A 14,943-nucleotide genomic window follows, 5' to 3' on the forward strand; every position below is an offset into this window, starting at 1 on the left:
TCCTTGCTGTTTCCTCGATTCAGTCGGCCGGCAGCGGCTCCATCAAGCCGTCCAGCCAATCCCGCCATTCCCCGGCCCGTTCCACCGGAGGCACTCGCATGGGCCGCCCGGTCCAGTCCGTCACGGGCCGGATCCCGTGCAGCGCGTTCACCAGCCACACCTCACGGCCGTCCAGCTCGGCCACGGTCCGCTCCCGGTGCGCGATCCGGATCCCGGACCGCAGCGCCCGCTCCTGGACCAGCCCGGCCGTCACACCCGGCAGGACGGGCAGCCGGGGCGGGGGCAGGCACAGGGTGTCGTCCTCCCACCACAGCACGCTGGCGGTGGCCGACTCCAGCACCGTGCCCGAGGGCGCGATCAGCACCGCCTCCTCCGCGCCCTCGCCGCAGGCCCGGCGGCGCACCCGGGCCAGGGTGTCCAGGTCCGGGCCCTTGCGGCGGGGCGCGGTCCGCGGATCGGACTGGCCCGCCGCCCACAGCCGCACCTCCGTTCCGAGCGGCGGCGCGGGCCGCAGCAGCAGCCGCAACTCCAGGGATCCCGCCACGAGTTCCACCCGCGGGAACCACGCACCCGTGCGCGGCAGTACGGCGGTCACGTCCTGCCAGAACGCGTCGATACGGCGCGGCTCCGGCCCGCCGCAGTCGCCGCAGGCCCGCGCGAACCGTTCCCGGTGCCGGGCGTAGGCCCGGACCCGGCCCTCGCGCACCAGCCACGAGTCCGCGACGAGCAGCCGCCCCCCGGCCGCCTGGTCCGGGGCCGGGGCCGGGGCCAGGCCACGGCCGGGCGCCCACGTCCACAGGCCTTCCGCCACCGCCGGTGTCGTCACCCGAAGCCTCCTCAGTACTTGCGGCCCGCGACGGCCGGTGCCCCGTGCCGGGGGCCGTACGGCGCGTGCTCCAGCCACGACCCGCACCACGGCAGCACCGGCGCCAGTGCCGCCGCGGCCCGCTGCCTGACCCGGACGGTCCGGCGGCGCGGCCGCAGATGGTCCAGGGCGGCACCGGCGGCGGCACTGTTGAACAGGGCTGCCGCCCGCCGCACCCCGGCGAACCCGGCGACCGCCTCGCCGGTCCCCGCGGCGATCGCCTCCGCGGCGGCCGCCGCGTCCGCGATCCCGCTGTTCATGCCGCGTGCCCCGAACGGCGGAAAGAGATGCGCCGCCTCGCCGGCCAGCAGCACCCGCCGGTGCGGATCGGTGAACGACGCCGCCACCTTGCGCAGGAAGCGGTACGTCGACACCCACAGGATCCGCTCGCCGTAGCCGTCCCCGACGACCGAGGGCAGCCAGCGCCGTACGGCCTCCTCGGTGCCGAACTCCTCCTGCCGGTCGTCGTCCCGGCACTGGAGGTCGACCTGGAAGCCCCCGGTGAACGGCACCCGCATCACACTGCGCCCGCCCACCCCGGGATGCTCGTAGTGGAAGACCCGCTCCAGCGGCAGCTCCGCGCCCGGCACATCGGCGACGTCCACGACGACGTGGAAGCCCTCGCCGTGCGTGCCCTCCAAGGCGATGCCCAGCTCGCGCCGGACCGTGGAGCGGGCCCCGTCGGCGGCGATCGCGAACGCGCCGGACCACACCCGCCCGTCCTCACCGGTCAGCCGGACCTCCGTCTCGCCGGTGCTCACGCCCGTCACGCGCGCGCCCCACACGAACTCCACCCCGGCCTCCGCACAGGCAGCGCGCAGGAACCGCTCGGTGTCCGTCTGGCGCAGGCTGGTGAAGGGCGGCGGGCCGGACGGGGGCGGGAACGTGCGGGAGTAGACCTCGCGTCCCCGGTACAGGGTTCGCCTGGTGTGCCAGGTCCGCCCGTACGAGGCGATCTCGGCGGCGAGGCCGGGCCGCATCGCCTCCAGCAGGCCGAGGGTCTCCCGGTGCACGAACAGGGCCCGGCTGCCCGGCCGTTCCCGGTCCTCCGGCTCCGCCTCCAGCAGGACGGCCGGCAGGCCGTGCGCCCGCAGCGCCAGAGCCGCCGACAGGCCCACCGGACCCGCGCCCACGACGAAGACCGGGGTCATGCCCGGACGCCTTCGGCGAGCATCCGGGCGATCTCCAGCCGCTTCACCTTCCAGGTCGCCGTCATCGGCAGCTCCTCGAACCGCCACTGCCGTGGCTCGGCCATCGCCGGCAGCCCCGCCGTGGCCCGCCGCCAGCGCTCCGGGTCCAGGGGCCGCTCGCCGCGCACGCACACCACCGGCACCGGCTCCCGGTCCGCGCCCGGCACGATGACGACCTCGCGCAGTTCCTCCAGCCGGGACATCAGCGTGTCCTCGACCTCCAGATTGCTGTGCACGGCGTCGATCTGGTCGACCTCCCGGTCGATCAGGTACAGCGCGCCCAGACGGCTCCGGTAGCCCATGTCGCCCATCTCCCACCAGCCGTCGGTGAGCTGACGGTCGTAGCGCTCCGGCATGCCGAGGTAGGTGAGGATCCGTCCCCGGGTGCGGGCCTCGATCCGGCCGGGGGTGCCGGGCGGTACCCGCCCGCCCCCGGCGTCGGTGACCCGGACCCGGGTGAAGCCGGGTATCCCGAACCCGACCCGGCGGCCGTCCGCGCGGGCCGCACTGCGTCGGGTCACCACCTGGAACGCCACCGGGCCCGTCTCGCTCTGCCCGTAGAGCTGGACCAGCCAGGGCGTACGGCGCCGTGAGGCGCCCAGCAGCCGCCGTACGGTGCGCGGATGGATCGCGTCGAACGTGGAGCCGTACGCCCGGACCCGGGACAGCGGGGCACCCGGCGCGTCGGCCAGTTCCTCCCACAGCACGAACGTGTTGGGGTGCGTCTCCACGATGCCGGGCCGGTGCCGGACCAGCAGCGGGCCCACCGCCGCCGGGTCCGGGTCGGTGATCAGCACGAGCGGGCTGCCGAAGTGCAGCAGGACGCCGAGCAGGTGGTAGAAGCGAGAGTGCACGAACGACATGTGCAGCGCCGCCGGCTCGCCACGCGTGGGCCGGCCCATCGCCTGCTGCGGCACGAGCCGGTTCCACATGGTGTGCGCGCAGTGCACGGCCAGTTTGGGCACGCCGGTGGTGCCCGAACTGTGGGTGATCAGGGCGGGTTCGCGGGGGTGCAGCCGGACGGGCGGGGGCGGCTCCGCGCCGGCGAACTTCGCCAGGGGCTCCGCCCCCGCCGCGTCGTCCACGCAGAGCGTCCGCCGCACGAGCCCGGACAGGGCGATCTCCCGCAGGCCGTCCAGGGTGGGGCTGTCGGTGATCAGCCAGGGCCTGCGCAGCCGTTCGAGCAGCTGACCCGCCACGGCGGGGGCCAGTGCGGGCGACAGCAGCACGGGTACGGCGCCGATCCGCGCGACGGCGCAGGTCAGCAGCACGATGTCGACGTTGTCGGCCTTGTGCACGACGACCTGCTCCGAGGGCCGCACCCCGGCCTCCCACAGCCGGCCGGACAACTCCTCGACCACATCGGCCAGCACGCTGTAGCTCAGGTCGACCCCGAGAGAGGGGGCGACGTCGAGCGGCCGGTCGAGGGTGACGAAGACCGCCCCGTGCCGGTCGGCGGCACGCCGGAAGACCGGTCCCAGATAGAAACCGCGGTCCGCGAACAGGGACTGTCGCATGGAGGCGTTCCTCTCGGTGGTGTTCACCAGGCGCCCTTGCGCACCAGATGGCGGCGGAGCTTCCCGGTCGGGGTGCGGGGCAGCGACGGGACGAAACTGACGCTGCGGGGGACCTTGAACGCGGCGAGGCTCGCGCGCGCCAGGCCGATCAACTCCTGGGCCAGGCCGTCCCGGACGGGCGGGGCGGGGACCACGAAGGCCCGCAGCCGGCTCGCGCCGCGCCCGTCGGGAACGGCCGCGACCACCACCTCCCGCACCGCCGGATGGCCGCGCAGCACGGCCTCCACCTCCAGCGGGGAGACGGTGATGCCGCCGACCATCTCCATGTCGTCGGCCCGGCCAAGATGCCGGTAGGAGCCGTCCGGTTCGCGGCACGCCCGGTCGCGGGTGGCCAGCCAGCCGCCGACCAGGGCCTGGGCGGTCTCCTCGGGCCGGTTCAGATAGCCGGGCGTCACCGTCGGTCCGCGCACCCACATCTCGCCCTCCTCGCCGTCCGGCACCGGGTGGCCGTCGCGGTCCCTCAGCTCCACCTCGAAGCCGGGGACGGGACGGCCGACGGTGCCCGGGTGGTTGTGGGCGAAACCGTTGGCGCAGAACGCGTGACCGGCCTCCGTGGAGCCGATCTGCTCCAGCACGGGCGCGCCGAACAACGCGGTCACCTGCCGGGCCAGCCCCTCCGGCAGCCCCTCACCGGCCGACACCGCGGCCCGCACCGAGGCGAAGCAGCCCTCGTGCCCGTGACCCCGCTCGGCGACCAGCGCCGCGTACGCGGACGGCACGGAGTACAGCAGCGTCACCCGGTGCCGGGCGACGAGCTCGTCGAGCGTGGCCGGACCGGGCCGCCGGTCCACCAGCACGGCGGACGAGCCGGAGAACAGCGGGAAGACGAAGGCGTTGCCGAACCCGTAGGCGAAGAACAGCTTCGACACCGACAGGGTGACGTCGTCGGCGGTGATCCGCAGCACCCGCCGCCCGATCAGGTCGTGGTACGTCCGTGGATCGCCGTGGGTGTGCACGACGCCCTTGGGGCGGCCCGTCGTGCCGGAGGTGTACTGCACGTAGAGCGGGGTGTGCCGGCCGACCTGATGGGCGGGAGCGGGCTCGGCGGCGGGGGCGAGGGCCATCAGCTGGTCGGCACCGAGCCCCGCCCGGCCGGCGAACCGCTCCTCCAGACCCGGCCCCGTCACACACAGCACGGCGTCGGTGTCCTCGGCCAGGAACGCGTGGTCGGCGGCGGGAAGTTCGGGGTTGACCGGGACCGCGACGGCACCGAGGCGGGCGGTGGCGAGGAACGCCGTCACCCAGGCGAGGGAGTCCGGCAGCGCGAGCAGCACACGGTCGCCCGGGCGCACCCCGTGCCCGGCGAGCACGGTCGCCGCACGGGCCGCGAGGTCGTGCACCTCACCGTGGGTCCAGGCCCGGTGCCCCTGGTGAAAGGCGGTCCGCCCGCCCCACCCGCGCCGCTCGGCGAGCTCCGCCAGCTGGGCCGCGAGATTTCCGGGCGCCTCGGCCTCGGCCGGACTCAGCGTGACCTGCGGACTGGTCATCGCAGGGCCTCCCCGGCCGCCCCGGCCTTGTGCCCCGGCGGGTCCTGCTGCCGCATCCGGTCGGCCGTGTGCTGATGGAGGGCCCGCATCGGGGCCGCCGTCTTCAGCAGCATCTCCTCGTACTCCGCGTCCGGATCGGAGCCCAGCACGATCGCGCCGCCCGCGCCCAGATGCATCACGCCGTCGGCGAAGACAGCGGTCCGGATCACGATGCTGAGGTCCGCACCGCCACCGCACCCGAAGTAGCCGAGGGCGCCGGAGTAGACGCCGCGGGCCTCGGTCTCCAGCGAGTCGATGATCTCCAGCGTGCGCAGCTTCGGCGCGCCGGTCATCGACCCGCCCGGGAAGCAGGCCCGCACACAGTCCACCGCGTCCGTGCCCGGCCGCAGCCTGCCTTCCACGGTCGACACCAACTGGTGCACGGTGGCGTACGTCTCCGTGGCCATCAGCTTGGAGACCCGCACGGTGCCGGTCCGGCAGACCTGCCCCAGGTCGTTGCGCAGCAGGTCCACGATCATCAGGTTCTCGGCCCGGGTCTTGGCGTCCGACGCGAGCGCGTCCCGCAGCCGGGCGTCCTCCTCCGGCCCGTCGCCCCGGGGCGCGGTGCCCTTGATGGGCCGGGCCTCGGCGGTGCCGTCCCGGCCGATCCGCAGGAACCGCTCGGGTGAGGAACCGGCCACCTCCAGCTCCCCGAATCTCAGGAACGCCGCGTACGGGGCCGGGTTGTCGTGGCGCAGCGTCCGGTAGAACTCCAGCGCGTCGGGCGGAGCGGGCAACCGGGCGGCGTTCGTCAGGCAGACCTCGTAGCTGGTGCCGGACCGCAGCGCCCGCCGGCACGCCTCGATGTCCGCGAGGTACGTCGCCCGGTCGCGCACCAGCCAGGGCTCGGCGGCGCCGGGGTCGGCCGGGGCCGCAGGTCCGGGCAGCGGCGGCCGCTCCGTCGCCACGCAGGAGAGGTCGGCCAGCACGCCCTCCAGCCAGTCGGCGGCCTCCCGCGCGGCCTGCGGGGTGTCCTCCGCCAGGCATACGACGTAGGTGAAGCCCTCCTCGTGGTCCACCGCGATCACCCGGTCGGCGAACAGCCAGGCGGCGTCCGGGGCGGGGGAGCGGTGCCGGTTGGACGACCCGCAGTCGGCCTTCATCTCGTAGCCGAAGTAGCCGACGTAGCCGCCCGTGAAGTCGAACGGCAGCCCGGTCGCGTCCACCCGGCGGTTGGTCAACTGCCGCTTGAGGTAGTCGAAGACACTCGCCCTGACCCGCCGCACCGGCCGGCCCGCCCGCTCGATCTCACACCGCCCGGCACCGACGTCGTACCGCACGAACTCGGCGAGCGGCCCTTGGTCGTCCCCGAGGAACGAGAACCGCGACCGCCCCGGCTCGACCAGCGAACTGTCCAGCCAGAAGCTCCGCGGCGACCCCGCGAACATCCGCCCGAAAACCGCCTCGGCATCAACGGCCCCGGCGACCCGCCGAGTGTGCAGCCGGTACCCGACCCGCCCGGGACGCCGGGGACGGGGGATGGCCACACTGGCCGCTCCTGCACCGGCGGACGGAACGACCCCGGCACGAGCCCCCTGCCCTGCGACCGGGACGGCCCCGCCGGAGCCCCATGAGGCGCCCTCGGCGGGAGTCTCCTGCCCTGCGGCCGGGGCGGTCCGGGTCGGCGAAGTGGTCGTGCTCGGCGGGTTGGTTCTGCCGGTGCCTGCGGCGGATGGGCCGCTCTCGGCGTGCGCCTCCTGCCCCGCGGCCGGGACGGCCCGGGTCGGCGAGGTGGCCGTGCTCGGCGGGTTGGTTCTGCCAGTGCCTGCGGCGGATGGGCCGGCCTCGCCGGTCGTCACCCACCCCGTGGCCGGGGCGGCCCCGGCCGGTGAAGCGGCCGTGCCCGTCGGGTCGGCCCCGCCGGGCCTCGCGTCCGCCGGGATGGCCTCGCTCGACGCGGCGGCTTCGCCGAACACGACCGTCCCGGTCCCGCCGAGCGCGTTCGCCGCGCCCTGGGAGACGGCAGCGACCTGGAAGACGGCCGCCGCCACGGGACGGCGAAGCGCACCGGCGTTTGGAAGGACCGCCGTCCGCCGCCGGACCCCCGCGTCGCACTCCGGGACGACGGTCCGCCGCCGGGACCCCTCGTGCGACGGCTGCGTCGGCACGGCCGTGTTCTTCGGGCGCAGCTTGCCGGCCCGCTCGGCGGTGAGGTTCCGGAAGTTCACGAGCATGCGGTGCCCGTACTCGGTGAGGACCGACTCGGGATGGAACTGCACCCCCCACAGCGGCCGGCTCCGGTGCCGGAGCCCCATCAGGACGCCGTCCTCCGCCCAGGCCGTGGCCTCCAGCGTCTCCGGCAGCGGCTCGCGCACGGCCAGTGAGTGGTAGCGGACGGCGGTGAACTGCTGCGGCAGCCCGTGGAACAGGTCCCGTCCGTCATGCCGGATCGTGGACAGATGCCCGTGCCGCGGCTCCGGAGCGGGCCCCACCAGCCCGGCCTCCCCGAGCGCGATGCCCTGATGCCCCAGACACACACCGAGCACGGGAACCGGGGAGGTCGCGAGCAGCCTGCCCCCGATGCCGAAGTCCCGCGCCTCGCCCGGATGCCCGGGGCCGGGGGACACCACGAGGTTGTCGAACGCCCGGAGATCGGGAAGACCGTCGACGGGCGTGTCGTTCCGCACCACCACCGGCTCCTCGCCGTTGACCTCGGCGAGCAGCTGGAACAGGTTGTACGTGTACGAGTCGTAATTGTCGATGAGCAGGGTCTTCACCCGCCCACCTCCCTCTGTTCGTTCGCGGGCCTATATGGCCCGGCGTTTGTGCCGCCCGCGCAGAGCCTGGAGCGACGGGTACAGCCATTTCCGGAAGAAACGCTGGAGCCGCGGCATGAGAATCCAGGTGACAAGGGCCGTTACACACAGACACAACAACAGCGTGCGAAAAAGTGCATTGAGGTCACCGAGATAGGGAAGCACTGTCAGATTGAACAGGAGCACCGGCGGGAAAACCGCGCTCATATTCACGAACCACAGTTTCCATTTCGACGGCGGAGCCGGTGGCGGGGGCGTCAGCGTCTGCGCGTCGAACCAGGCCCGGGCGCCCGGCACCCGCCTGCGCTCCGCCTCCTGGGCGACACCCGCCAGCCGGGCGTCCCATTGTCCCCGGGAGGGTGATTTCTCCCAGGCCAGGGCCAACCCTTCGCTGGCGAAGCGATAGACGACATGCCACTCCGCCCCTCCGTCGACAAGTACGCCACCCCCCATGAATCCCGGCTGCCGCGCGGTCGCGCCCAGCATCGCCCAACCCCAGGAGTGGAAGTCGGCTGCACGGCCCGGCATCACGCGATAGGCCACGGTGACCGTGACGGGATTACTGGTCACGCCGTCCCATACGGAAAGCGCTCACCGCGCGTTCAAGATTCAACAAAGAATTTTCCGGTTGTTCGGAAGGTCACCCCGAACGTGAAGACTCTCCGCAGGTGGGAAAGCGCATCCGCTCAGGTAGGGGTGACGGCGCTCTCCTCCGCCTCCACCGGCGCCTCCCCGAAGCGCGACAACGCCAGCGCCCCCGCCACCGCCACGGCGAAACCGAGGACCGCCAGCCACCCCAGCCCCGGCCGCGTACGGTCCCCGAGCCACACCACGCCGATCAGCGCGGGCGCGACGGTCTCCCCGAGCACCAGCCCGGCCGTCGCCGTGGTCACCGACCCGCGCTGCAGGGCCGTGGTCAGCAGCAGGAACGCCGCCCCGCCGCCGACCAGCAGCGCGTACGTCGCCGGATTGGGGAACAACTCGCCGGGAGACAGCCCGTCGATGAGCCGCACCGACACCTCCACCACCCCGAACCCCAGCCCCGCCCCCAGCCCGAGCGTCAGCGCCCGCCCCCGCTCCGGCAGCCGCCCGCCGGCCAGCCCGAGCAGCAGCACCCCGGCCGCCGCCCCGAGCATCGCCCACTTCAGCCCGGCCGGCCCGGCCTCGTCGCCCTCCGCCCCGGACGCCAGCCCCAGCAGCGCGAGCCCGGCACACACCACCGCCACCGCCGCCCACTCGACACGGCTCAGCCGCACCCCGAGCAGCCGCGCCGCGACCACCGCCGTCACCGCGAGGCTGGCGGCCAGCGCCGCACCCACGGCGTAGATCGGCACCGACCGCAGCGCGAGGATCTGCAGCACGAAGCCGAGCCCGTCCAGCCCGAGGCCGGCCAGATACCGCCACTGCCGCAACGCCCGCCACAGCAGCGCGACGTCCCCGCCCGGCCCGGTCGCCGCCGCCGAGCGCGCGGCGATCGCCTGCAACACGGTGGCCGTACCGAAGCAGACCGCCGCACCGAGGGCACACACCATTCCAAAGATCACAAATCGACAGTAGGGGAGGGGTTGCGGACGGGGGGCCATGCGCGCCCGTTCACACCGATCTCTAGGCTGACCGTCTGTCAGTGCACTACGGGGAGACGCGGGGAGACACGCACATGGCTGAAACACGGCGACGGCTGCGCTCGAGCACGGTGGTGCTGGGCGGTATGGGCGTCCTCGCGGCGGCCCTGTCCGCCTGCGGCTCCGACCCCGACCGCCGCTGTGTGGACCGGGACAGCTACGACTACATCAACGGCTACAAGATCGTCGCCGACAAGAACTGCACGTCCGGCACGTCCACGTCCGGCAAGGGCCGCAAGAAGACCGGCACGACCAGGGGCATCGACGCCGACTGGTACTACGACGCCGACGTGAGCGGCGGCTACGCCGACGGCGGCACCTTCAGCCGCAGCGAGGCCGTCGACCGGGGCGGCTTCGGCTGCTCCGGCTCCGGCAGCGGCGGCGGCTGACGGGCGGATACAGCAGATGGAACGCCGGACCATCGAGCCCCGCGCCGGCTGGCAGCAGACCGTCGAGGAACAGGGCCTGATCTACCCCCTGACCCGCTACCCCGACGACTCCCTGCGCCCCTACTGGGACGAGAGCGCGTACTACGTCTTCTCCCTGGAGGAGATCGAGGCCCTCGAAGAGGTGGTCGAGGACCTGCACCGGATGTGCCTGGCGGCGGCCGACCACATCGTCACCCGCAACCGCTTCGCCGACCTGGGCATCACCGACCCCCGCGTCGCCCGCGCGGTCGCCGAGGCCTGGCAGCGCCGAGCCGAACTCCCCTCCGTCTACGGCCGCTTCGACCTCCGCTACGACGGCACCGGCCCGGCCAAGCTCCTGGAGTACAACGCCGACACCCCCACGTCGCTGGTGGAGGCCGCGTCCCCCCAGTGGTTCTGGATGGAGGACCGTTTCCCCGGCGCCGACCAGTGGAACTCCCTCCACGAACGCCTCATCGACGCGTGGAAGAGCCAGACCGCCCTCCTCCCGCCGGGCAGCCCCCTCTACTTCGCGTACTCCTCCGCCGACGAACTCGGCGAGGACATGATGACGGTCGCCTACCTGAAGGAAACCGCCGAGCAGGCGGGCCTGGCCACCGACTGGATCGCCATGGAGGAGATCGGCTGGGACCGCCTGTCCGGCCGCTTCGTCGACCAGCGTCTGCGCTTCATCCGCAGCGTCTTCAAGCTCTACCCCTGGGAATGGCTCACCACCGACCGCTTCGCCGACCACGTCCTGGACACCCTCGACAACGGCGGCGGCACGGGCTCCACCCTGTGGATAGAACCGGCCTGGAAGATGCTCCTCAGCAACAAGGCGCTCCTGGCGATCCTCTGGGAGCTGTATCCGGAGCACCCGAACCTCCTCCCGGCGTACCTGGACGGCCCCCGGGACCTGTCCGACACGGGCTGGGTCGCCAAGCCCCTCCTGGGCCGCGAGGGCGCGGGCGTCACGATCCACGAGTCCGGCACCGAACCCGTCACCCGCGACGAACCCTGCTGCTACCAGCAACTGGCCCGCCTGCCCGACTTCGACGGCAACCGCGTGGTCCTGGGCGCCTGGGTGGTGGAGAACGAGTCGGCGGGCCTGGGCATCCGCGAATCATCGGGCCTGATCACGGACGAGTACGCGAGGTTCCTGCCGCACGTGATCCTTTAGGAGGGGCTGAGGGGGATCGCCTTCAGGGGCGCGGGGCTGTATCGATGTGCGGCTACCGCCGCGTGGGCGCGACAAGCCACGCACCACCCGCACCCGGCCACGAAGAACAACCCGGCAGACGATCCCCCGCCCTCCCACCCGGTAGGCTGACCGAGGGCCGTGACTGGCGCGCTGGGATGGGACCAACCATCGGGGAGCGGCCCGAGCAGACAGAGCCGTGCGCCTGGGCCGTACCGTGAACGCTGAACGCAACGTCCGGAGGTCCACACATGTCAGCCGAGCCCCTCTCCCCCGCTTCCACCGCCTACCGCGCCGCCCTCGACGTGATCCGCGCCGTCGAACCCCGCGTGGCGGACGCCATCGGCCAGGAGGTCGCCGACCAGCGCGAGATGCTCAAGCTGATCGCCTCCGAGAACTACGCCTCCCCGGCCACGCTCCTGGCGATGGGCAACTGGTTCAGCGACAAGTACGCCGAGGGCACCATCGGCCGCCGCTTCTACGCCGGCTGCCGCAACGTCGACACCGTCGAGTCGCTCGCCGCCGAGCACGCCAAGGAGCTGTTCGGCGCCCGCCACGCCTACGTCCAGCCGCACTCCGGCATCGACGCCAACCTCGTCGCCTTCTGGTCGGTCCTCGCCCAGCGCGTCGAGGTCCCCGCCCTGGAGAAGGCCGGCGTCCGCCAGGTCAACGACCTCTCCGAGGCCGACTGGGCCGAGCTGCGCCGCGCCTTCGGCAACCAGCGCATGCTCGGCATGTCCCTGGACGCCGGCGGCCACCTCACCCACGGCTTCCGCCCGAACATCTCCGGCAAGATGTTCGACCAGCGCTCCTACGGCACGGACCCGGCCACCGGCCTCATCGACTACGAGGCCCTGCGCGTCTCGGCCCGTGAGTTCAAGCCGCTGATCATCGTCGCGGGCTACTCGGCCTACCCCCGTCTGGTGAACTTCCGGATCATGCGCGAGATCGCCGACGAGGTCGGCGCGACGCTCATGGTCGACATGGCGCACTTCGCCGGCCTGGTCGCGGGCAAGGTCCTCACCGGTGACTTCGACCCGGTCCCGCACGCCCAGATCGTGACGACGACCACCCACAAGTCGCTGCGCGGCCCCCGCGGCGGCATGGTCCTGTGCGACGACTCCCTGAAGGACCAGGTCGACCGCGGCTGCCCGATGGTCCTCGGCGGCCCGCTCCCGCACGTCATGGCCGCCAAGGCCGTCGCCCTGGCCGAGGCCCGGCAGCCCGCCTTCCAGGACTACGCCCAGCGCATCGTCGACAACTCCCGCGCCCTGGCCGAGGGCCTGATGCGCCGCGGCGCGACCCTCGTGACGGGCGGCACGGACAACCACCTGAACCTCATCGACGTCGCCTCCTCCTACGGCCTCACCGGCCGCCAGGCCGAGGCCGCCCTGCTCGACTCGGGCATCGTCACCAACCGCAACGCCATCCCCGCCGACCCGAACGGCGCCTGGTACACCTCCGGCATCCGCATCGGCACCCCCGCCCTGACCACCCGTGGCCTGGGCACCGCCGAGATGGACGAGGTCGCCGGCCTCATCGACCGCGTCCTCACCACCACGGAGCCGGGCACGACCAAGTCGGGCGCCCCCTCCAAGGCGGCCCACGTGCTCGACGCCAAGATCGCCGACGAGATCTCCCACCGCGCCACCGACCTCGTGGCCGGTTTCCCGCTGTACCCGGAGATCGACCTGGGCTGACGCCCACGGCTCGTCACTCGTCCAGGTCGATCAGCACCTGACGCGGCTCCTCCCGCGGCGGTCCGGCTTCCCGCCGGGCCGCCGCGCGGTGTATCAGCAGCGTGCCGCCCACACCGGCCGCGAGCCCCAGCACCCCTCCCGCCACCGCCCACCGGGCCTGGCCCCGCACCGGGCCGGGCAGGTCCACGGCGGCCGTGCTCCCGACCGGCCCGCCGTCCCCGCCACCGAGCAGCCGCGCCCTGTCCAGCCGCTCGAAGACCGACCGCGGCGCCCGGTGCCAGCGGATGTCGTCGTCCTCCACGGCGGGCGCCGGATCCGAGCGCACCCACGGAGCGCCGTCCTCGGCCACCACCAGCTGGTCCTGCCGCTCGACCGCCACGTCCCCGCCCGGTGGACGGTTCGTGCTCGGCCACCCGCCGACCCCGGACAGCCCCCACACCACCGTGAGCCGCACCTGCGGAAAGTTCCCCTCCGCCCAGTCCTCCGGCACCCGCTCCGTCCCCGTGTGCGCGGGCTGCAGCAGCTGCCACAGGCGGGCGAAGGCCGGCTCGCCCGAGCGCACCGCCGTAGTCCGCCCCGTGCCGCCCGCGACGACCATCGCCACGTCGGGGACGTCCCGCCCCCGCGCCGGGAGAGCCCCGGCGGCCGGCACGGTCGCGAACCCGGCCACAGCGCCCGCCACCGCCACCACCAGCGCGCCCCGCACCACCCCACCCCAGCGCCGGGCTCTCCCCGCCCGGCCCCGGCGCCGCGCTCTCCCCGCCCGGCCCCAGCCCTGTCCTCTCCCCGCCCCGCCTCGTGCCCGCATCGGTCCCCCTCCACGTCGGCACCGCCCCGAGCACGGCCGGGACAGCCCCCTCCCGTGCCTCACCCTCTTGTTACACCGCCGGGGCCGAACGGGATCCTGTCTGTTTCCGGCCGGTTCCGGATCGGCCCCCGGGACCTGAGAGAATGGTGAACATGGCCTCTGACCGACCTCGCGTGCTCTCCGGGATCCAGCCCACCGCCGGCTCGTTCCACCTCGGCAACTACCTCGGCGCCGTCCGCCAGTGGGTGGCCCTGCAGGAGACTCACGACGCGTTCTACATGGTCGTCGACCTGCACGCGATCACCATCCCGCAGGACCCGAAGGACCTGCGCGCGAACACGCGCCTGGCCGCGGCCCAGCTCCTCGCGGCGGGTCTCGACCCGGACCGCTGCACGCTCTTCGTGCAGAGCCACGTCCCCGAGCACGCCCAGCTCGCCTGGATCATGAACTGCCTGACCGGCTTCGGCGAGGCCGGCCGGATGACCCAGTTCAAGGACAAGTCCGCCAAGCAGGGCGCCGAGCGCGCCTCGGTCGGCCTGTTCACGTACCCGATCCTGCAGGTCGCGGACATCCTGCTCTACCAGGCCCACGAGGTCCCGGTCGGCGAGGACCAGCGCCAGCACATCGAGCTCACCCGTGACCTCGCCACGCGCTTCAACGGCCGCTTCGGCGAGACCTTCACCCTCCCGAAGCCGTACATCCTCAAGGAGACGGCGAAGATCTACGACCTCCAGGACCCGTCGATCAAGATGAGCAAGTCGGCGTCCACGCCGAAGGGCCTCATCAACCTCCTCGACGAGCCCAAGGCCACGGCCAAGAAGGTCAAGAGCGCCGTCACCGACACCGACACGGTGATCCGCTACGACGCCGAGAACAAGCCGGGCATCAGCAACCTGCTCACGATCTACTCGACCCTCACCGGCGAGAGCATCGGCGAGCTGGAGGAGAAGTACACCGGCAAGATGTACGGCGCGCTCAAGACGGACCTCGCCGAGGTCATGGTCGAGTTCGTGACGCCGTTCCGGGAGCGCACCCAGCAGTACCTGGACGACCCCGAGACGCTCGACTCGATCCTGGCCAAGGGGGCCGAGAAGGCCCGCGCGGTGGCCGCGGAGACCCTCGCGCAGGCGTACGACAAGGTCGGCTTCCTGCCCGCCAAGCACTGAAACCGCTCCCGCGCACAGCCGTACCACCGAACAGCGCTGTACATCACTCCGGTTGCGCCTGCCCGTAACCCGGCCGTGGCCGTACAGTCGATAACCGGGTGGTCGTATCAGCGGCCACACTGACACGA

12 protein-coding genes and 1 riboswitch are annotated in these 14,943 nt (G+C 73.2%); of the genes, 4 read left to right on the forward strand and 8 right to left on the reverse strand.

All coding sequences use genetic code 11. From position 1 onward, the window contains the following. Positions 1 to 19: 19 nt before the first annotated feature. The 7 genes from AB0G20_RS32940 to AB0G20_RS32970 form a co-directional block, all read right to left on the reverse strand. Positions 20 to 826 (reverse strand): aminotransferase class IV, encoded by an 807-nt coding sequence (locus tag AB0G20_RS32940; RefSeq protein WP_361308755.1) that lies wholly within the window; start codon positions 824 to 826, stop codon positions 20 to 22. 11 nt (positions 827 to 837) lie between these two features. Continuing rightward, positions 838 to 2,016 carry an FAD-dependent monooxygenase gene (locus tag AB0G20_RS32945; protein WP_361308756.1) on the reverse strand — a complete coding sequence of 393 codons (1,179 nt, stop codon included), beginning with the start codon at positions 2,014 to 2,016 and terminating at the stop codon, positions 838 to 840. Then, positions 2,013 to 3,572 carry an AMP-binding protein gene (locus AB0G20_RS32950; protein ID WP_361308757.1) on the reverse strand — a complete coding sequence of 520 codons (1,560 nt, stop codon included), beginning with the start codon at positions 3,570 to 3,572 and terminating at the stop codon, positions 2,013 to 2,015. Before AB0G20_RS32950 ends, AB0G20_RS32945 begins: the two co-directional genes overlap by 4 nt. Before the next feature lie 23 nt (positions 3,573 to 3,595). After that, positions 3,596 to 5,119: an AMP-binding protein gene (locus AB0G20_RS32955; protein WP_361308759.1), complete on the reverse strand. Its 1,524-nt coding sequence runs from the start codon at positions 5,117 to 5,119 to the stop codon at positions 3,596 to 3,598. Then, positions 5,116 to 7,875, reverse strand: coding sequence for an aminodeoxychorismate synthase component I (gene pabB / locus AB0G20_RS32960; protein WP_361308761.1), 2,760 nt, complete (start codon positions 7,873 to 7,875; stop codon positions 5,116 to 5,118). Before pabB ends, AB0G20_RS32955 begins: the two co-directional genes overlap by 4 nt. A gap of 30 nt (positions 7,876 to 7,905) precedes the next feature. After that, a complete protein-coding gene (locus AB0G20_RS32965; protein ID WP_361308763.1) occupies positions 7,906 to 8,484 on the reverse strand; it encodes a hypothetical protein in 579 nt (192 codons plus the stop codon). A gap of 116 nt (positions 8,485 to 8,600) precedes the next feature. Beyond that, positions 8,601 to 9,446: a hypothetical protein gene (locus AB0G20_RS32970; RefSeq protein ID WP_361308906.1), complete on the reverse strand. Its 846-nt coding sequence runs from the start codon at positions 9,444 to 9,446 to the stop codon at positions 8,601 to 8,603. 125 nt (positions 9,447 to 9,571) lie between these two features. Here AB0G20_RS32970 and AB0G20_RS32975 point away from each other — a divergent pair, with 125 nt between their 5' ends. The 3 genes from AB0G20_RS32975 (at position 9,572) to AB0G20_RS32985 (ending at position 12,841) form a co-directional block, all read left to right on the forward strand. After that, positions 9,572 to 9,925 (forward strand): hypothetical protein, encoded by a 354-nt coding sequence (locus AB0G20_RS32975; protein ID WP_361308765.1) that lies wholly within the window; start codon positions 9,572 to 9,574, stop codon positions 9,923 to 9,925. 16 nt (positions 9,926 to 9,941) lie between these two features. After that, on the forward strand, positions 9,942 to 11,123 hold the full coding sequence (locus AB0G20_RS32980; protein ID WP_361308767.1) for a glutathionylspermidine synthase family protein: 1,182 nt from the start codon (positions 9,942 to 9,944) through the stop codon (positions 11,121 to 11,123). 149 nt (positions 11,124 to 11,272) lie between these two features. Continuing rightward, a riboswitch (ZMP/ZTP riboswitch) is annotated at positions 11,273 to 11,359 on the forward strand. 33 nt (positions 11,360 to 11,392) lie between these two features. Then, entirely contained in the window at positions 11,393 to 12,841 is a 1,449-nt protein-coding gene (locus tag AB0G20_RS32985) for a glycine hydroxymethyltransferase (protein WP_361308769.1), read from the forward strand. A 13-nt stretch (positions 12,842 to 12,854) separates the two neighbouring features. Here AB0G20_RS32985 and AB0G20_RS32990 read toward each other — a convergent pair whose 3' ends face one another. Continuing rightward, positions 12,855 to 13,439, reverse strand: coding sequence for a hypothetical protein (locus AB0G20_RS32990; RefSeq protein WP_361308908.1), 585 nt, complete (start codon positions 13,437 to 13,439; stop codon positions 12,855 to 12,857). A 362-nt stretch (positions 13,440 to 13,801) separates the two neighbouring features. Between AB0G20_RS32990 and trpS the strand changes: the two genes are divergently transcribed. Next, a complete protein-coding gene (trpS, locus tag AB0G20_RS32995; protein ID WP_361308771.1) occupies positions 13,802 to 14,815 on the forward strand; it encodes a tryptophan--tRNA ligase in 1,014 nt (337 codons plus the stop codon). Positions 14,816 to 14,943 lie beyond the last annotated feature (128 nt).

The sequence above is a fragment of the Streptomyces sp. NPDC024017 genome (genome assembly GCF_040638895.1).
Lineage (GTDB): Bacteria > Actinomycetota > Actinomycetes > Streptomycetales > Streptomycetaceae > Streptomyces.

Coding starts and splice junctions, on each gene's coding strand:
- AB0G20_RS32980 (WP_361308767.1), top strand. CDS start 9,942: ATGGAACGCCGGACCATCGAGCCCCGCGCCGGCTGGCAGCAGACCGTC.
- AB0G20_RS32975 (WP_361308765.1), top strand. CDS start 9,572: ATGGCTGAAACACGGCGACGGCTGCGCTCGAGCACGGTGGTGCTGGGC.
- AB0G20_RS32950 (WP_361308757.1), bottom strand. CDS start 3,572: ATGCGACAGTCCCTGTTCGCGGACCGCGGTTTCTATCTGGGACCGGTC.
- trpS (WP_361308771.1), top strand. CDS start 13,802: ATGGCCTCTGACCGACCTCGCGTGCTCTCCGGGATCCAGCCCACCGCC.
- AB0G20_RS32955 (WP_361308759.1), bottom strand. CDS start 5,119: ATGACCAGTCCGCAGGTCACGCTGAGTCCGGCCGAGGCCGAGGCGCCC.
- AB0G20_RS32990 (WP_361308908.1), bottom strand. CDS start 13,439: ATGGTCGTCGCGGGCGGCACGGGGCGGACTACGGCGGTGCGCTCGGGC.
- AB0G20_RS32945 (WP_361308756.1), bottom strand. CDS start 2,016: ATGACCCCGGTCTTCGTCGTGGGCGCGGGTCCGGTGGGCCTGTCGGCG.
- AB0G20_RS32970 (WP_361308906.1), bottom strand. CDS start 9,446: ATGGTGTGTGCCCTCGGTGCGGCGGTCTGCTTCGGTACGGCCACCGTG.
- AB0G20_RS32985 (WP_361308769.1), top strand. CDS start 11,393: ATGTCAGCCGAGCCCCTCTCCCCCGCTTCCACCGCCTACCGCGCCGCC.